Origin of the sequence: Notoacmeibacter ruber (genome assembly GCF_003668555.1) — a bacterium.
GTDB classification, from domain to species: Bacteria; Pseudomonadota; Alphaproteobacteria; order Rhizobiales; family Rhizobiaceae; genus Notoacmeibacter; species Notoacmeibacter ruber.
In genome coordinates this window covers 1,093,027-1,112,231 of record NZ_RCWN01000001.1, presented here as the reverse complement: position 1 = coordinate 1,112,231, position 19,205 = coordinate 1,093,027, and the positions used below count along the sequence as shown (strand labels likewise).

Here is a 19,205-nt window from a genome sequence, read left to right as displayed (position 1 = left end):
CTCCCCTCAGAGTATCGGTTCAGCGAAGCCGCCCGCTAGCGTGCGCCAGCATTGTGAAGACCTTGCCCTGATCGCTGCCAAGATAGCGTTCCATTGCAGAACCATCCTGGCCGACCGAGCGCAGCAGCTTCTCGAAATCCTCACAGTAACGGTCCACGGCATTGCGGAAGTCCCGATCCTGATCGTATTTCGAGCGGATCTCGTCGAATGTACGCTGCCCCTTCAATGTATAGAGCCGGCGGGTGAAGACGTTACGCTCGCCTGACTGGTACCGCTTCCACAGATCGATCGCCGCATCCTGGTCGATCGCCTGAGCAATATCGGCCGAAAGAGAATTGAGGCTTTCGACGACCTGCCCCGGCGAACGCCGCTCTGGCTGGGCCGCCGGAGCCTCTTCATCGCTCGCACGGCGAAGAAGATTGCGCACCCACGAGCTTTCATCATCCCCCTTGGAGGGCTCCATTTCCGCCGGGCGATAGGGAGCCGGGTTTTGAGCAGGCCGCGACACACGGCTTTCGGTCCGCGCCTCAGGCTGACGGGCAGGCGCGGATGAATAGGAGCCGCCCCCCCCGCGGGGGGCGTCCATTCCCACGGCTGCCTGTACCGGCTCGGCGACCTGTTGCTGCTGCGGCAGCGCCGAAGCAGACTGGCTGACGATCTGCGAAAGTTCGCGCAGCGCGTTGATCTGATCGGCGACAGCGCGGCGCATCTTGCTCGTACTTTCGCGGGTCTCATCCGGCAGATCGAAGGCGCCGCGCTTCAATTCGCTGCGGGTTTCCTCCAATTCGCGGCGGATTTCCTCGGCCGTTTTACGCATCTGCTCGGTGGCATCGGCAAAGCGACCGGTCGCCGCTTCGACGGCCGACGAGACCTGGCGGTCAAGCTGCTCTGTCGTCTCGGACACACGATGACGCAGGTTCTCCGTGGTTTCCGAAACACGGCTGTTCAGCCCGTCCGTTTTCTCGGCCAGTTCCGAAGAAAGGAGTTCCGTCGCATTGCGTGCCCTGCTCTCCACGTTGGAAAGCGAACCGGAAACGAGCGCTTCGAAGCCCTTCATCGAATTCTCGATCTCCTGGCTCCGCAGGACGAGACCATCGGCCAGGTCGCGCAACGCATCGTGGCGATCGCTGACCGTCGACGACAGATTGGACTGCGCCGCATTGATAAGATCCGTTGCCTCACGCAGCATCGATCCATGCTGATCGAGTGTCGCCACGATGGCAGCAACCTCGCGGAGCGTACCGCCGGAGACCTCCTCCAGACGTTCCGCATTGGTATCCATGAGGCGCGCAGAGGCGGCGAACTTGCGGTCCGCTTCCTCGCTTCGGCTTGCAAGACGATCCACGGTCTCCGACAGGTTGCCGTCAATCTCGCCAAGGCTGTTGCGCGCATTGGCGACGAGTTGATCAAGGCGGCCATTGGATGCCGACAGACGGTCGATCAGGCTGCCGACATCCTCCGTCAGAGACGAACGTGCGCTTTCCATCGCCGTCAACGTTTCCGCGGTGCGATGGGCCAGAGCATTGACCAGCTTGGCATTTTCAGCCCGCAAATGCTCGGTTGCGGCGCGGCTCGCCTCTTCCAGTTGGCCCTGCAGGCTCGATCCCTGCTCCGCCAGGCGGTCGATGAGCGGTAGCGCTGTCTCGTCCAGGATCCGATTGAAATCGGTCGCCCGCATGGCAAGGCTGGTATTCAGATCGCGGCTGCGCTGATTGAGCGTCTCCTCGATCTCCTTGGCCCGTCCCGATAGTGTCTCATTCAAATCGTTGACGCGGCCGGAAAGGGTGTCTTCGATCTCGCGGGCACGACCCGAAAGCGCTTCGTTGATGTCGCTGGCACGTCCCGAGAGGGTTCTTTCGATCTGCTCTGCGCGCTCGGAGAGCGTCTTGTCGATTCCGCCAGTGGTCGCCTCGATCGTCTCGTTGAGTTCACGGGCGCGAATGGCGATGCTGTCGCTCAGTTCGTTGGTACGACGCTCCAGCTCTTCGCGCGTATTGCCGACCGTCTCGGCAAAACGCTGCCCGGCTTTTTCGGCGCCGGCGTTCAGAGCCATTTCGACGTCGGCCACACCGCTGCTGAGCCGCTCGTCGATCTGCTCGAAGGCCTTGGCGATTGCCTCGGCGCGGCTGCGCAGATCGCTGTTGGTCAAGCTCGTGCGGGTGCGGATGCGATCATCGGCCTCGCTGAATGCACGTTCAACCTCGGTCACCGTCTCGCGGACACGCTCGCGATTGGAATCGAGCACATTGGCGAAGTCGCTATCGGCCGCAGCGATCGTCTGCATGATCGCTTCGACGCGGTCGTTGAGCTGGCTGCCGCTCTGGGCAACACCATCCGCCAGCCGCGCTTCCGCTGCGGTCAGCAGGGTCTGCAATTCGGCAATCTGCTGAGCAACACCTTCAGCCGATCCGGCGACCGAACGGCCGAGCTGATGGCCAGCGGCTTCAACCAGACCTTCCATGTCGCCGACCCGTGCCCGCAACGCATCGCCGGCCCGTTCAGCCGATGCAACGAAGCGATCGCCGAGGTCGGAAAGCGTGCGATCGACAGTGTCGGCTTCGCTGGTCAACGAACCCTTCAGGCCTTCGACCCGCTCACCCATGCGCTCGACCTGCTGATCGACATCGCCGAACAGGCTCCGAAGATTTTCCGTCCGTTCGACAAGGCGGCGCTCGGCCTCTTCTCCGGCCCGTCCAGCATCATCGGCCAGCCTCTGACCGGCGTCCTGCACGACGTCGCGGAGAGATGCGGCCACCGTGACCGCCGATTGCTCAATCGCACGACGGACGCCATCGGCACCGACATTCAGCGCGTTTTCCATGGTGGTGGAGCGCTCGTCGATCATCGACAGCCGTTCGGCGAAGACGCTATCCAGTCGATCGCTGCCATTGCGGATCTCATCCATCATCTGGCTGACGAGGCTGGAAAGATGTTCGCGGTTCTCGTGCCCCTTGGCGAATTCCGCGGCGATCTTTTCGGAAAGCTCTGACTGAAGGCGCTCGGCCTCGCTGACATCGTCCCGCAGAGCACTGGCGATCCGGTCACGGCCTTCTTCTAGGCGCGCCACCATAGCGTCCAGACGATCATCGACCATCCGTGCCATCTCTCCGGAAAGCGTACTGACGCGGTCAGAAAGACGCGTCTCGCTCTCATCGATAGAGTGGGTCAGTTCAGTGCGCGCATTGTTCAGCGTGCTGACCAGATCGCGCGTGCGCTCCAGCAAGGTCGCGTTCATCGAGTCGGCGCGCGTCTGCAGAGCATCGTTGAGACGCTCCGTATTGTTTTCCAGCGCCTGGGCACGGGCGTCGAATTCGCCCAGCAGGGTCTGGCCGCGTTCATCCATATTGAAGCGAATGGCTTCAAGACGGCTGTCGAACTGCTCTCCGAACTCGCCTGTGGCGGTATTCATGCGGTCCAGCGTCTGTTGGGTCCGACTCTCGAGCATGTCGCCTAGACCGGCAGCAGCGCTGCCCATGCGATCGACCGCCTGCTGCGTGCGGCTCTCCAATGCATCGCCAAGGCTGGCCGCGGCACCATCGATCCGCTCAAGGCTTTCACGGCTATGATCGGCCAGAGTATGGCCGAACGAGGCTGCCGACTCGCCCATCTTCTCGTCGAAGGACTGACGGTGGTGGCCGAGTGTTTCATCGAGCCGGTCGAGATGGCCCGATATCGTGCCGACAAAATTCTCTTCGCCGGCGCTGACCGTCTCTGCAAAGGACCGCGTTCCGTCCGTCAATGTTGCCGAAAGCGTTCCGGCCCGCTCTTCCATGATCTCGGACAGCTCGGCAATACGCGCGTCGAGCGAAGCCGCAAGGCCTGCGCCGATCGCCGAACCCTTGTCCTCCAGCCGCGACAGGCGCTCGTCCAGAGCACCCGCGATGGCGGTTTCAAATGTAGCACCTTTCTGTTCGAATGCCCCGAGACGCTCGTCCAGCGAAGAAGCAAGGCGATCCTGGATGGATGTGCCCTTGTCCTCCAGCGCGCGCGCGCGCTCATCCAGCGTGTTGGCAAGCGTCGACGTGATGGCTGTGCCACGTTCGTTGAGCAGCGCCAGCCGGGCATCCAGAACCTCGGCCACTTTCCGCTCGATCTCGCCGCTCTTGCCGTCCAGTGCTTCGAGGCGGCCGTCGACCGTCTCGGCAAAACGCGTTGCGAAGGCATCGCTTCGCTCGTCGATCGCAGCAAGGCGTTCGTTCAATACGCCGCTTACGCTGTCTTCGAAGACACGTCCGCGTTCGCTCATTCTTTCAACGGACTCGTCGAGCCCCGTGGTGGTCTCAGCGATACGGGCAAGAAGCGGCGTGGCGGTTTCGTCAAGGCGCGTGCCGACCGATTCAGCAATCTCCGCGATCTGCGCCACCCGCTCATCCAAGAGATTGGTCAGTCCCTCGCCCGAGAGCGAAAGCTGAGAAGACAGAGACGTTGAAGCCTTGAGGATATTATCGCGAATGAAATTGGCGGATTCGTTCAGATCATCGCGGAAGGATTCATGCGATACCCGAACGGTCTCACGCATGCGCTCGGCATGATGGGACACGGCGTCGCGTTCGGCCGCGAGACCGTCCAGCAGACCGCGCATACGCGTCTCGTTCTCGGCATAGGCGCGTTCCAGTTCGTTCATCTCGCCACGCATGGTGCTTTCCAGACCGGCTGCACGCGTCATGGCGGAGTCGATCCCTTCCTGCATCGCGCGCACCTCGCGGCGAACGGCCGAGCCGACAGTCTGGACGCGATCGACTGCCAGTTCTTCCGGCTCAACGAGACGGTAGGCGATCTCGGTCATCGACTGGGCCACCATGCGCATCTCCTGCGCTCGCCGGACAAGCGAAGCGAAGGCGAAGAAGAGCAGGCAAGGAATAAAAGCGATGAGGAAGGTAATAGGCAGCGCAGGCGACGCCGTGGCGGAACCAAGCGTGCCGGCCTCCCAGACGGGCGTGTCGAAAAGCAGACCGGCGATGAGGAATGTGCCGATGAACCAGACGACGGAAACGGCGGCGGCAACCCAATAGGCAAGCAGCGGAGCGCGGCGACGCAGCGAAGCGACAGTGGCGCGATAATCCTTGCGCCGGTCGTCATCGTTGGCGGGAGCGAAACGGCCGTTTTCACCCGACTGCTCATTGGCGGCCGAAGGGACGCGCGAAGCCGTGTCGGGTAGCCCACGGGCTGCCGTCGCAGCCGCAGCGGCGGTTGCCGTTTGCGCATCGACGCCAGCCGGCCCGCTCTGCGCTGCGGCCGCATCGACCTTGTCATGGAAACCGGACGAGCGCAATTCCGCCTCGAAATCGAGGTCGGCTTCATCGGCAGCCATGGAAAACTCATCAGCCGCATCTGTCCAGGCCGACTGGTCGGCACCGAAACTTTCGGCCGTAAGAGCCTCTTCGTTGTTTTCGGCGTTCAGGTCGCGGGCGGCGTTTTCGATCTGCGCGGTGAAATCGTCGAGATCGAATTCTTCCAACTGGAAGGATTGCCCCACCGCGGCAGCCGGCTCGGCCTTCTGCACCTGTTCGTTACCGAACTCGGCTTCAAGCTCTCCGATATCCAGATCGAAATCACCATCGAGCAGACCGTCGAGGTCCTCGAAGTTCTCTTTCGGTTTACCGGCCATACGCAACACCCTTGTTCACCGGTTTCAGCTCTCTTCCGCACGCCATGACAGGCGCCCCATCCGTCATCATGACAGATGCGTGAGCCAAAACGCTCCAGCCTGCATCGTAAAGACACGCAGTCCGGTTTAAAACCGCTTCAGCTCGGCTTCGTCATTTGTCTTTAAGTTTAGTTAACGGGCGACGGAGCCGCAAATCCCCTTACGCACAGCTCTGTGGCCTCGTTAAGGCAAGGTTAATCCTATCCACGGCATTCTACATGTTCGGAATGGCAAGCCCTCAGCGCCAAGGAGTCCCTCATGATTCTTGCACGCAAAATCGACACGGTCGCCTTCGATCGACCAGGCGGAGAGACATGCGCAAAATCACATGGCCGTCCGATCGATCTCGACCACCTCTCCGATCAGACGTTCGGTGACCGGGCTCTGGCCGAAGAGGTGCTGCGGCTTTTCTGCACGCAGGTAAAGCAGGCTCTGGCGGGGCTTCAACACGGCAGCGCCAAGGAGCGGCACTTTCTCGCACATGCCCTCAAAGGATCGGCTCGCGGTGTCGGCGCGATGCAATTGGCCGAAGCAGCCGAGCGCCTGGAACAAGACAGCGCAAGCGAAGAGGCTTTGAGCGAGCTCATCGTTTCAATCGAGAAAGTTCAAGAATTCTGCGCTTCGATCCTGCGCTGACCGGCATCTCGTAAGGCGACCCCAAGAGTTGACAGCACTGCGCGGCTTTGCCAATCCGGCAGCGTTGCCAATATCGGCAAACGCCGATCCGGGTCTTTTGTCTCCCCGAGGATATCATGCCGAAAGTCACGTTCGTCGCGTCCGATGGGACGCGCTTTGAAATCGATGCATCCAATGGCGCGACGCTGATGGAGACAGCCGTGCGAAACGCCGTGCCCGGCATTGAAGCCGAATGCGGCGGCGCGTGCGCCTGTGCGACATGCCATGTCTATGTCGATGAGAAATTCATGGACGTCGTCGGAGAGCCGGACGTCATGGAAGAAGACATGCTCGATCTGGCATATGATGCACGCGATACGTCCCGCCTGTCATGCCAGGTCATCCTCAATGACGATATGGACGGACTTGTCGTGACGGTACCCGAGCGGCAGGCCTAGGCAGGACACCGCGCGTTCACACCGGCATCATCTTACGATGCCGTTTTGGGAAAGCTCAGATGAGCCCGAGAGTCCAGTTCACGACACGAAGGGCAACGTCCTCGAACGCGCTGTTCAGCGCACTGGCATAGGCTTGTGAGCCTGCGCCGGTGACGGCGACTTCCGTCTCAAACGCGGCTTGCCTCATAACCTGCCCGTTGCGATCATTAAGGAGTCGTACTGACAGCTCGACATAGGCGGTCTCCGGACCGTCCGCGCGAATCTCGAAAGCCCGGATATCCGTGATGAGCTGGTAATCGATAGCCAGCCCCTCGCCCGGCGTACCAACACCAGCGATGCCAGCCATTTCGAAGGACTGGAGAAGTTTCGACTGCACTAGAACGGGCAGGCGATCGCTCCACTGTGCCCCTTCCAGATATGTCACCATGGTGGGACTGGTCATGACTACGATATTCTGGTCATCCAGCGCCTTCACGGCACTCGGCTCCGGCAGAAGGATCTGCCGGCGGGTCGAGCGGCTGACGGCGGGATCGGGAGCGGTGAGGCCAAACGTATCGAGAGACGGCGTGCCACCGCCCACAAGAGCACAGCCCGAAAGCATGGCGGCAAGCGCCAGGATCGCTCCTACTCGCGGCGCACCCTTCAGCGCGGTTGCAAGACCTTCTCCGATTGAACCTGAATCTTTCACGAAATTCCGCTTCTCTTCCTGTTGTCCGTCCGTCGCCAGGCTGATCGTCGGCGACTAGGCGACAAGGGCCATGGCAAGTCAAGCAATGCCAAGGCTCGCATCGGCCTCACGCTCACTTTACAGGGGTCGTGTCGCCTGCAGGTCACGCTTTGTCAGCGGCGCTGACGGCCCCCATAGGTTCTCACCTCGCCCTCGCCGCCTGTGATCACACGCTGCGGGTTGCGCCCCAGATCCGTCAGGCTACGTTCGATCCGCTCGATGGAGCGACTGGCCTGATTGACCAGATCACGCACATCGGACAGCCCGCGATCGGTAAAGTTCTGGATCGAACCGGCAATCGGATCGATCCGGCCATTCAGCGTATTTGACGTCTGCTGGATGGTCGCGGCAGCCTCGCGGATACTCGCCAGAGTGCGCTGCGCTTCGGTCATCAGCGTATCGCCCGAGTCGGCGTCCAGGCCACCCATAAAGGCGTCCGCCTTGGCAAGAATACCGTCGATCCGTACCGATGCCGCATTGAGACGCTCGGCGAGTTCGCGGGCGTTCTCCATCGTTTGATCGACCTGCTCCGGCTCAACCGAGTCCAATATGGCTTCCGTCCGCTCAACCGAGCGCTGGACGCTCTTGACGATCGGGTCGATCCGCGAGCCGACATCCTGCGTGATCTCCTGCACGGAAGAAAGCGTCGAGCGTGCATCGGCGACAAGGGCACTGCCGGCCCCGGGCTCGACATCGCCGAGGAAAATATCCGCCTTCGCCACGATCGTATCGATCTTCTCGGCCAGACCCGTGAGCTGCTGCGACACCTGCCGAGCATTGGAAACGGTCTGGCGAATATCTTCAGGATCGACTTCGTTGAGAACCGACTCAGCCTTCTGAAGAGAATTCTGCAAACTCTCGACGATGGGATCGATTCTCTCATCCAATCTGTCGGCCACATCACGAACGGATGAGAGCGTCTGTGTGGCGTCGGCGATGAGGCGTTGCCCTGCTCCGGGCTCCAACTCGCCGACGAACCCTCGGGCCTCTTCGACAAGCGCAGAGATGCGTTCGGAGGCCCCAACGAACTCCTGTGTGATCTGGCGCACATTTGCGACGGATTGGCCAAGATCCTCGGGATTGACGGCGGCAAGCAGTTGTTCGATTCGCTCCACGGAGGTCGACACCGTGCCTGAAAGGCCGGAGATCGTTTCGGAGAGATCACCCGCAGCGGCGAGGAAATCGCCAATACCGTCCGAGTTCGCCGCGAGTGCCGACGTAAATTCTTCAACGTTCTGGAGAGATTGCGTCAACGGTTCACGAGCATCCGTGGTGAACCCTTCCAACTGGCCGACGACCTGATTGACACGGTTCAGAATACTCTCGCCCGTTTCCAGGATCGTACTCAGCTGAGAGGGCCGCGCCTGGATCACCGCCGGCCGATCTTCCGCCGCGGCCTTGCGCAGAATATTCTCCTGGTCGGGGTCGCCGCCGGACAGTTCGATATTGGCCGTCCCTGTGAGCCCGGCGATACCGACGGACGCTTCCGTCGAAGGCGTCACCGGCGTCATGATATCGACCTGTGCGTTGGCCAGAGCGACATCCGGCCGGTTTCCGTCGATGAAAACGGAAGTGATCGTACCGACCCGCACGCCGTTGAATGTCACGAGACTGCCGCGCGAAAGGCCACCGGCCGAACCGGGAATCTGGAACTGGACGGTGACCGTTTCCGTCTTGTCGCCTGCTCCGCTTGTCCAGAGGACAAAGCCGAATGCGGCGAGGAGCAGCACAATGGTGAAGACACCGACTGCGACATAGTTTGCGCGTGTTTCCATCAGTCGTTCATCACTTCGCTGTGACCGCTCGCACGATCATCGCTTGATCTGCCTGGCACGTTTTCCGTTGAAATAGGACTGCACCCACTCGTCCTCACATACCAGCATGTCGTCTATGGTGCCAGCAACGAGGACCTTCTTGTTACCGAGTACGGCAATTCGGTCACACACGGAGAACAGACTGTCGAGATCGTGCGTCACCATATAGACGGTCAGCCCGAGCGTCTTGGACAATTGCCCGACCAGTTCGTCGAAATCCGCCGCGCCGATCGGATCGAGCCCAGAGGTGGGCTCGTCAAGAAAGACGATCGCGGGATCGAGAGCCAGTGCGCGGGCCAGTGCTGCCCTCTTGATCATGCCGCCGGAAAGTTCGTCGGGAAACTTCCACGCCGCTTCAGGGGCTAGCCCCACCATCTCGATCTTCAACATGGCGAGCTCATCCATGAGAGCTTTTGGCATGTTGAGATATTCGCGCATCGGAACCTGGATATTCTCCAGCACATTCAGCGACGAGAACAGGGCGCCCTGCTGGAAGAGAACGCCCATGGCCATATCGATGGCCTTGCGCTCATCCTGGTCAAGCTCCTCGATATTCTGATCGAAAAGCTTGATGGTCCCGCCCTGCTTCTTGTTGAGGCCCAGAATGGTTCTGAGGAGCACACTCTTGCCGGCCCCTGATGGGCCGATGAAGCCGAGTACCTCGCCCGCATAGACATCGAGATCGAGCCCGTCGAGCACGGTCTGGCTTCCGAATCGGACTGTGATGTCTTCTGCCGAGAGAATGACTTTTCGTTCACCGGCGTGGGTGGACTGCCACTCGGTCTTGTCGACGGTCTGTTCTTCTTCCATCAATTCAGAACCCGATCGAGGCGTAGAAGATGGCGAAGAAACCATCGAGCACAATGACCACGAAGATGGACTTGACAACCGAAGCGGTCACGCGCTGACCGAGACTTTCTGCACTGCCGCCAACGCGCAGGCCCTCCATCGAGGCGATGACCCCGATGGCGAGCGCCATGAAAGGCGTCTTTATGAGACCCGCAAGAACTGTGGAAAGATCGATCCAGTTCTGCATTCGGTCGATAAAGGCCGTGTAGCTGATATCGGAATAATAATTGGCGATCACCATCGCCCCGCCCAGGCCGGCCGCATCGGCAGCCACGGTCAGCAAGGGCAGCGAAATCATCATCGCCACCAGTCTGGGAAAAACCAGGACGCCGGTGGGATTGAGCCCGATCACCTTGAGAGCATCGACCTCCTCGCGCATTTTCATCGATCCGATTTCGGCGGTGATAGCGGAGCCCGAACGGCCCGCGATCATGATGGCCGTTATCAGAGCACCCGTTTCTCGAAGGACGAGGACGGATACGAGATCGACCACGAAGATTTCGGCTCCGAAATAGCGAAGCTGAAACGCGCCCTGCTGGGCGACGATCGCGCCGATAATGGCATTCATGAGCAGAACCACCGGAATGGCGCCCACTCCGATCCGGTCGATCTGCGCGGTGATGGCCGTGATCGAAATTCCGTGTCCGGACGAGCCGGCAATCGCGGAGCCAAGGATTCCGAAAGCGTCCTTGATTTGTCCCAAGGCGGTAAAGACGAAGCGACCGGTTGCCGCAAACGGCGTCAAGAGGCCGAAACTGGACGATGGCTTCTCCGGCAGATTCTGCCCCGCGGCTTCCGCGACAGCTTCGAGCAGCGTTTCGTCGTTGGCATCGGTATTGCGGAGTTCAACCGACTTCCCCGCCTGACGGAGCTGTTCGACGGTTCGCCGAATGACAAACGCCCCGGCCGTATCGATATTTTCCATCGGACCGAAATCGAAGATCACATTATCGGCCGAGCCGTCAGCGACCTCGCGCATGCGGCTATCGACCTGCGCAATGCCGCGGGTTGTCCAGTTGCCGGTCAGCGCCAGTTCCTGAGCGCCGTCGGAGCGGCTTTCCTCAACCCCGGCAGCCGCACGGGTGGAAGACGATTCGGCCATGTTGCCTTCATTTGCCATACGATCTTCAATATCCGCGTCGCCGACTCATGTCATCTGCCAATAGAGGCGACATTTCATTTAGGAGATCGCATGTCACGGACGCTAACGGTCACGCCGGAGAGTTTTCCGATCGCGGGTGCCTTCACGATATCGCGAGGCGCGAAAACGGAGGCGCGCGTCGTCCGGGTCAGTCTCGGGCAGGATGGCGCTCGCGGTCAAGGCGAGTGCGTGCCCTACGCCCGCTATGGAGAAACCGAAGAAAGCGTCATGTCGCAAATCGAGCAGTTGCGCGGGCCGATCGAGAACGGAATGGACCGCTATGCACTGCTGGAAGCTCTGCCAGCCGGCGCCGCACGCAACGCTATCGACTGCGCATTGTGGGACATTGAGGCCAAGCGCTCGGGCCGACGCGCTCACGTCGATATCTGCTCCATGCCGCCGGTCCCAGTCACCACGGCCTTTACGGTCTCGATGGGCGACACCGCGACGATGGCGGCTCACGCACGGGTTGCCTCGCACCGCCCTCTCATCAAGGTGAAAGTCGGCGGGGACGACGATCACGCGCGGCTGCATGCCGTTGCCGGAGCCGCTACCTCGTCGCGCTTTATCATCGATGCCAATGAGGCATGGACCCCCGACAATATCCGGGAGTATCTGCTTTCAGCTCTGCAATACCGCGCCACACTCGTGGAACAGCCCCTGCCCGCCGGCCATGATGAGATTCTCCGCAACGTGCCCCATCCCGTGCCGATCTGCGCCGATGAAAGCGTCCACACGATGGACGATCTCGACAGGCTCGTCGGCCTTTATGACGTCGTGAACATCAAACTCGACAAGACAGGCGGACTGACCGCCGCCCTGCAGATGATGAAACGTGCTCACGAACTCGGCTTCGGCGTCATGGTCGGCTGCATGGTCGGAACCTCGCTGGCGATGGCACCCGCCGTTCTCCTGGCGCAGACCGCTGATTTCGTTGACCTTGACGGCCCCCTCCTCCTCAAGCGCGACCGCCAACCGGCACTGTACTATGCGGGCTCGCTCGTCTCGCCACCCGAACCGGAGCTTTGGGGCTAAAAAAAAGCTCGCTTGCGGCGCGTTAATCCTGTTCGCTAGGAGCGCATTAAGCCTCCCCGCTTATACAGATCAGTCTCTCGTAATCCGTTGACAAAGCACCCGACGGATCGACGAGATATTCCTTGAGCATCAGGATTCCCCATGGCCAAGACGGTCACGATCACCATCGCGCTCGGCGTCATCGCCACCATCTCGATTCCGCTTTTCGACGAGGGGATCGCAAACGATCACGTGTTGACGCAGATATCATACCTGCCGAATGAATCTCGGACCACGGAAACAAGAGATGAAGCGGAAGGGCGCATCCGGCTTCGGGGCCTGTCACGCCGCCAGGTGTCGGAAGCCGCGGGGTCCGCCGCCCCTTTGAATGAGCTGGAGCTGGCCGATATCGAGCCAGTGGAGACCGCGCCGGTGCAGGCATCACAAGAGGATGCGACGGTTGTCGCCGCGTCTCGGGAGCCGGAAGCCGAGCCAGTGTGGCGTGATATGCCGAAAGGGCCGATCAGGGCCGTCGGGCCAGTGTTCTTTCCCGACCGAGAAGCACGACCAGGTCTGCGAGTTCCGGGCCAGCCCGCCGACCGGTGAGCGCCAGCCGCAACGGCATGAAAAGCCCACGACCCTTACGGCCCGTTTCGGCCTTCACCGCATCGGTCCAGCGCTTCCAGATAGTCTCGTCCCACTCGCCTTCCGGCAGGTGATCAAAAGCCGCCCGGGCAAAATTCCGGTCATCATCCGATTCGAACGAAACTGGCTCTACCGGCCCGTCCTTCACAATGTGCCACCAGTCCTGCACGTCTTCGAACCGGTCGAGATTGGCACGGACGATCATCCAGAAGCCGGGCGCCTCTTCCCCATCAATACCGAGCGCACCCAATCGCTCCTCGACATCGGCAAACGGCGTTTCATGAAGAATGGAGCGGTTGAGAGCCCAAAGCTCCGTCTCATCATATCGCGCCGCGCTCTTGGAGGCCGAAGCCGGATCGAAATCCTCTGCCAGCGCATCCAGATCATCGAAAACCTTGACCGACTGGGAGGTCCCGATCAGCGTCGCCATGCTCGCGACCGCCATCGGCTCGAGCCCGGCTTCGCGCAGCCCGCGGATCGACTGGGCGCCGGTGCGTTTGGACAGCCCTGCTCCTGTCGGATCGGTGAGCAGATTGTGATGACCAAAGTTCGGGCGCTTGAGCTCAAGGGCGTCGAAAAGGGCCAGTTGCACGCCTGTGTTGGTGACGTGATCGTCGCCGCGGATGATATCGGTGACGCCAAGATCGCCATCATCGACAACCGAAGGCAGTGTATAGAGCCATGTTCCGTCCGCACGTATGAGGACCGGGTCTGAAAGTGAAGCCAGATCGACCTGTTGCGGCCCGCGCACAAGATCATCCCACTCGACCGGAGTCGGTTCGGGCTGGAAGGGGTCGTCCCGGAAATTTGGCAGGCGAAAGCGCCAATGAGGCTTCTTGCCGCTGGCCTCGAGGTCTGCCCTTTCCTCTTCACTCAGCTTTAGCGCCTCACGGCCGTAAATCGGCGGAAGACGTCGCGCCAGACGCAATCGGCGGCGCCTCTCCAGTTCTTCCTGTGTCTCATAGCAAGGGTAGAGCAGGCCTTCCGCCTTCAAACGTTCGGCAGCAGCGGCATAGGTTGCAAAGCGATCGGATTGCCGCACCGTTTCGTCGGGCTCGATGCCGAGCCAGTTCAGATCGCCGACAATGGCCTGCGCATAGCGCTCTTCGGAGCGCTCCTGATCGGTATCGTCCAGCCGAAGGATGAAACGCCCGCCATCCCGCTTGGCATAGAGCCAATTGAACAGAGCCGTGCGGGCATTACCGATGTGGATGTAGCCGGTTGGGGAGGGAGCGAAGCGTACGGTTTTCATGAATAGACTCGCTAGGCGGATTTCATTTTGGGATCAAGCTGCGGCGAAGGCTTGCAATTCCAGTCGGCGGCGCAACCGTGCCGAAAGAGGGACGAAGAGGAGCGCTGAAAGAGCCGCGACCGCGCCCATGGCCAGGATCTGCGCCGAATAATCGACCCCCTGATCGATGAGAATGCCAGTCAGACCGGGCCCTGCCGCAGTGGAAAAGACGGTCGCCGCAATAATGACGGAGCGTATGGCCCCAAGATGCTTGGTCCCGTAGACCTCGGGCCAGACCGCTCCGAGAAGCGTGCTGGACGTTCCCTGAGCCATGCCGAAACATGCCATCCAGGCAAAGATGCTCCATTCGCCGCGCCCCAGCCCGAGAACGAGGGCGCCGGCTGTCAGAGGCAGCAGAAACAGGGGGAGGATGCGCAGAGCCGTGAAACGGTCGATCAGCCATCCGCACAGGAGGGCCGAGGCAACGGTGGCGATGCTGAAAACAGGATAACCCGAGGCGAATGTCGCCAGCGACCAACCCCGCAGCTCCGTCAGGTAGACCTGATGAAAGGCGATTGTGGTGCCGACGAAAGGCGGCACGAGCACACCCGCCAATATAGCGTAGAAGAACGGATCACGCAGCGCCTCTTTTCTCGTCCAGTCACGCACGGCGGGACGCTCGGAAACGGGGTCGGTACTCTGCGGCTCGCGCTCGATCCTCAAGAGCCCGCCGACAACCGGCATGACGACGAAAAGCGCCAGTCCGGCCGCTGCGAGCCACGCGGATCGCCAACCAAGGTTGCTCATGATGAAAACAAAGGCGAGAGGCAGAATGGCAGCTCCGCAGTCAATGCCGATTGCTGTCAGAGACAGAGCGCGACCGCGCTGTGCGGCGAACCATTTCGCTATCGCCGTGATCGCGACATGGACGCACATGCCCTGCCCCGAGAGGCGCAGAAGCCAGACTGTGACACCGAGCATCACAATACCCTGCCCCAGCCCCATCAGGAGGCAGCCCAGTGCGAGACTGGCCAGCGAGGCCGCTCCGACCAGACCGGCGCGCCACACATCGACGGAACGCCCGACCCAGGGCAGCGTCAGCGCGCTGGCAAGCGTCGCGACCATGTAGAGAGTGCCCCACTGCCCGTTGGTCAGGCCGTACTCCGCGCGGATTTCACCTGCCGAAAGCGAGATAAAATAGGTCTGGCCGAAGGATGAGAAAAAGCTGAGAAGAAAACCGCCGGCCAGCCAACGAGCGTTGGAGCGGAGAAATTGGAGCATGAGTCAATCCGTATTGCAGGTCGGGCCGCACTGCACATCCGGGCGGTCTCACGCCCTGCGCAACCCGCTCCGCCTGATGAACAGAAGAGAGCACTCTTCAGACGAGTTGCACGTCCACTACGCCCGGCAGCGCCTTCATGGAAGAGGCGATTGACGGATTGACCCGATAACGACCGGGAAGTGCGACCTCGACCTCCCCGCCATTATCGGGTTTGAGCACGACAAGACTGATCTCTCCTTCACCGCGAGGCGCCAGATTGCGTTGCAGCGCCGCCAGCGCATCATTGCCACGCAGGAAGACACGCAGGGCGGAGTGCTGGCTTTCGGCAGCCGCATCCAGACTGCGCAGCGACCCGATGCGGACACTCGGCCCTTCCGGTCTGTTTTCTGCGGTAACGGTCAGCAGCACGGGACGGCCCGGCTCCAGAAGATCACGATATTCGACCAACTGTTCAGAATAGAGAATGGCCTCATACGTGCCGGTCGGATCCGACAACATGACGATTCCCATCTTGCTGCCGGTTCGGGTGCGGCGTTCCTGTTTGCTGGTGACGGTGCCTGCCAAACGGCCTGCCTTGGCGCCGCGCCGTACCGCGTTGGCGAACTCGGCCCAGTTCTGCACCCGCATGCGTGACAGGACCTCTTTGTATTCATCCAGCGGATGGGCCGAGATGTAAAAACCGGCAGCCTGATATTCGCGGTGAAGTTTTTCGGCGCTGGTCCATCGTTCGGCGGCGGGCAGGCGAAGGCGCTCGCCAAGCGCGTCCGATCCCGAGCCGAAAATATCGGCCTGACCGCTGATCTGGCTTTCCTGTGTGCGCTGGGAAAGACCGATCATCCGCTCCAACCCGGCGATCATCGCTTCGCGGCGCTCGCCGAAACCGTCCAGCGCGCCGGCACAGATCAGGCTTTCCAAGACACGCTTGCCCACGATGCGCGGATCAAGCGCTTCGCAGAAATCCGCAAGAGATGCGAAGCCGCCAAGAGCATGGCGTTGCTCGACAATATGATGGACGGCCGCTTCACCGACCCCCTTGATCGCCGAGAGTGAATAGAGGATCGCGCCATCCTGCACCTCGAATAGGTGACGGGAATAGCGGACATCGGGCGCACGGACCTCGATCTCCAGCCTTTCCGCGTCGCGCCGATATTCGTTCAGCTTATCCGTGTTGGCCATGTCGAACGACATGGAGGCAGCCAAGAATTCTGCCGGATGATGCGCCTTCATATAGGCGGTCTGATAAGAAACGATCGCATAGGCGGCGGCGTGCGATTTGTTGAAACCGTAATCGGCGAATTTAGCCAGAAGATCGAAGATCTGGTTCGCCTTGGGCTTGGCGACGCCACGCTCAACCGCGCCGTCGACGAAGCGGACACGCTGCTTGTCCATTTCGGCGCGGATCTTCTTGCCCATGGCGCGGCGCAACAGATCGGCTTCGCCAAGCGAATAGCCCGCAAGTTCCTGGGCGATCTGCATCACCTGTTCCTGATAGACGATGACGCCCTGTGTCTCACGCACGAGATAGTCGATCTTCGGATGGATCGACTCGATCTCCGAGTGCCCATGTTTGCGGTCGTTATAGACCGGTATGTTTTCCATCGGACCAGGCCGATAGAGCGCGACCAGTGCGATGATATCCTCGATGCAGTCGGGCTTCATGCCGAGCAGCGCCTTGCGCATACCCGCGCTTTCAACCTGGAAGACGCCGACCGTTTCGCCCCGCGACAGCATTTCGTACGTCGTCGCATCGTCGAGTGGCAACGAGCCCAGGTCGATATCCTCTCCCTTGCGGGCAATGAAACGCTTCGCCGTGTCGAGCACGGTCAGCGTCTTCAGACCGAGAAAGTCGAATTTGACGAGACCCGCCTGCTCCACCCATTTCATGTTGTACTGGGTGACCGGCATGTCGGAGCGCGGATCGCGATACATCGGCACCAGTTCGGAGAGTGGCCGGTCGCCGATCACGATGCCCGCCGCATGCGTGGAGGCGTGGCGATAAAGACCTTCCAGCTTCTTGGCGATCTCGATCAGGCGACCGACGACCGGTTCCTTTTCGATCTCCTCGGCAAAGCGAACCTCGTCCTCGACCGCTTTCGCCAGGGTCACCGGGTTGGCGGGATTGGCGGGCACCAGTTTGCAGAGCCGGTCGACCTGGCCATAGGGCATCTGAAGAACGCGCCCAACATCGCGCAGCACAGCGCGGGCCTGAAGCGAGCCGAATGTGATGATCTGTGCGACCTGATCGCGCCCGTATTTGCGCTGGACGTAGGCGATCACCTCCTCGCGTCGCTCCTGGCAGAAGTCGATGTCGAAGTCCGGCATCGAAACACGTTCCGGATTGAGAAAGCGCTCGAACAGCAAGGAGAAACGAAGCGGATCGAGATCGGTAATCGTCAGCGCCCAGGCGACCACCGACCCCGCACCCGAACCACGCCCCGGCCCGACAGGGATATCTTCGCTCTTGGCATATTTGATGAAGTCCGAGACGATCAGAAAGTAACCCGGAAAGCCCATGCGCTCGATAATGCCGAGCTCGTAGTCGAGACGATCGCGGTAGTCCTGCTCGTTGTGCCCCTCCCAGGGACCGTGCTGCGCGAGGCGGGCACTCAGACCCTCATGCGCCTGGCGCGCCAGTTCGGCCGCCTCAGCCGCGACGACGGCCGCCGGATCATCGACGTCAGCGCCGGCGAAGCGCGGCAGGATCGGCTTGCAGGTCCTCGCACGAACGCTGCAGCGCCGCGCGATTTCAACCGTATTATCAGTCGCTTCCGGAAGGTCGCTGAAAAGTTGAATCATCTCCTCTTGAGAACGGAGGTGATTGTCGGGTGTAAGCCGCCTGCGCTCATCGACCGCTATGACGGTTCCCTCCGCAATGGCGACGAGAGCGTCATGCGCCTCGAAATCATCGCGTGTCGGAAAGAAGGCTTCATTCGTCGCGACCAGAGGCAGATCGAGATCATAGGCCAGACGAACGGAGTGATATTCTACCGCCCGGTCATAGCCCGACGGTCTCTGCAATTCGACATAGAGTCGATCAGCGAAAATCGTCGTCAGCCTTTTCAGACGCGCCTCGGCGCCGGAGAGACGGTCATCCCTGATTTCCTGGCCTATCGGCCCGTTCGGCCCGCCAGTGAGACAGATAATTCCCTCGGCGAGGTCTGACAGATCGTCCGGCGTCACATGCGCCGGTTCGCCCGCGGGGACGTCGAGATAGGACCGGCTGACGAGCCGAACCAGATTGGCCCATCCGGTTTCGGTTGCGGCCAGCAGGACCAGGGACGGCTTCGGCGCGTAGGTCGCACCACGGGCTTTCCCGCCCTCCTCGGCATGATCTCCGAATTCCACGGCCAATTGACACGCCAGCAAGGGCTGGAGCCCGGCTTTCGATGCCTTTTCGGAAAATTCGAGTGCTCCGAATAGATTACCCGTATCGGCAATCGCGATGGCCGGCTGATTATCGGCCAAAGCCCCTTTGATGATCTTGTCGAGCGGCAGCGCGCCTTCAAGGAGCGAATATTGGGAGTGAACGCGCAGGTGCACGAAACGTGGCATCGCTTGTTCAACAGCACCCATTGCCTGCTCCTTGATCGGGACGATTCGGTTCAAACCTCCACCATCCTAGAAGTTTGAACCAGGTTCGTCGCCCGAAGCGTCGAAACGAGTGAGCGCCTGAACGGGCAATCCCCAGTTTCAACAGGGTCGGCTTTCAGAGCGCCCCAAGCCAGAATGCGCTGGCGACAAGGAAGCTGCCAATGGAGACCAGAGCTGCCACGTCCTGGAGA

Annotated in this window: 12 protein-coding genes; 4 read left to right on the top strand and 8 right to left on the bottom strand. The window is 61.0% G+C overall.

Features of this window, described 5'->3' with window-relative positions; translation table 11 throughout:
* Positions 1-19: 19 nt before the first annotated feature.
* On the bottom strand, positions 20-5,608 hold the full coding sequence (locus D8780_RS05235; protein ID WP_121644662.1) for an apolipoprotein A-IV repeat region-like domain-containing protein: 5,589 nt from the start codon (positions 5,606-5,608) through the stop codon (positions 20-22).
* Between the two features lie 297 nt (positions 5,609-5,905).
* On the opposite strand from D8780_RS05235, the gene D8780_RS05230 reads away from it, so the two are divergent.
* Together D8780_RS05230 and D8780_RS05225 are read left to right on the top strand one after the other, a co-directional pair.
* Positions 5,906-6,283 (top strand): Hpt domain-containing protein, encoded by a 378-nt coding sequence (locus tag D8780_RS05230; protein WP_121644661.1) that lies wholly within the window; start codon positions 5,906-5,908, stop codon positions 6,281-6,283.
* 116 nt (positions 6,284-6,399) lie between these two features.
* Entirely contained in the window at positions 6,400-6,720 is a 321-nt protein-coding gene (locus tag D8780_RS05225) for a 2Fe-2S iron-sulfur cluster-binding protein (RefSeq protein ID WP_121644660.1), read from the top strand.
* Between the two features lie 55 nt (positions 6,721-6,775).
* Here the strand turns inward: D8780_RS05225 and D8780_RS05220 are convergent, their stop codons facing one another.
* From D8780_RS05220 to D8780_RS05205, 4 genes are all read right to left on the bottom strand, one after another.
* The gene (locus tag D8780_RS05220; protein WP_245412268.1) at positions 6,776-7,408 is read right to left on the bottom strand and encodes an ABC-type transport auxiliary lipoprotein family protein; all 633 of its coding nucleotides are present in this window, start codon (positions 7,406-7,408) and stop codon (positions 6,776-6,778) included.
* A 152-nt stretch (positions 7,409-7,560) separates the two neighbouring features.
* Positions 7,561-9,222, bottom strand: coding sequence for an MlaD family protein (locus D8780_RS05215; protein ID WP_121644659.1), 1,662 nt, complete (start codon positions 9,220-9,222; stop codon positions 7,561-7,563).
* 36 nt (positions 9,223-9,258) lie between these two features.
* A complete protein-coding gene (locus D8780_RS05210; RefSeq protein ID WP_121644658.1) occupies positions 9,259-10,071 on the bottom strand; it encodes an ABC transporter ATP-binding protein in 813 nt (270 codons plus the stop codon).
* A gap of 4 nt (positions 10,072-10,075) precedes the next feature.
* Positions 10,076-11,230, bottom strand: a complete 1,155-nt coding sequence (locus D8780_RS05205; RefSeq protein ID WP_199699561.1) for an ABC transporter permease — start codon at positions 11,228-11,230, stop codon at positions 10,076-10,078.
* Between the two features lie 72 nt (positions 11,231-11,302).
* Between D8780_RS05205 and dgcA the strand changes: the two genes are divergently transcribed.
* Positions 11,303-12,286, top strand: coding sequence for an N-acetyl-D-Glu racemase DgcA (gene dgcA / locus D8780_RS05200; protein ID WP_121644657.1), 984 nt, complete (start codon positions 11,303-11,305; stop codon positions 12,284-12,286).
* A gap of 141 nt (positions 12,287-12,427) precedes the next feature.
* Positions 12,428-12,871 (top strand): hypothetical protein, encoded by a 444-nt coding sequence (locus D8780_RS15670; protein WP_147440285.1) that lies wholly within the window; start codon positions 12,428-12,430, stop codon positions 12,869-12,871.
* Here D8780_RS15670 and gltX read toward each other — a convergent pair.
* The 3 genes from gltX to dnaE form a co-directional block, all read right to left on the bottom strand.
* Positions 12,789-14,162, bottom strand: coding sequence for a glutamate--tRNA ligase (gltX, locus tag D8780_RS05195; RefSeq protein WP_121644656.1), 1,374 nt, complete (start codon positions 14,160-14,162; stop codon positions 12,789-12,791). The two genes, D8780_RS15670 and gltX, sit on opposite strands and share 83 nt — an antisense overlap.
* Before the next feature lie 33 nt (positions 14,163-14,195).
* Positions 14,196-15,422: an MFS transporter gene (locus tag D8780_RS05190; RefSeq protein WP_121644655.1), complete on the bottom strand. Its 1,227-nt coding sequence runs from the start codon at positions 15,420-15,422 to the stop codon at positions 14,196-14,198.
* Positions 15,423-15,519: 97 nt separating this feature from the next.
* Positions 15,520-18,996: a DNA polymerase III subunit alpha gene (dnaE, locus tag D8780_RS05185; RefSeq protein ID WP_121644654.1), complete on the bottom strand. Its 3,477-nt coding sequence runs from the start codon at positions 18,994-18,996 to the stop codon at positions 15,520-15,522.
* Positions 18,997-19,205 lie beyond the last annotated feature (209 nt).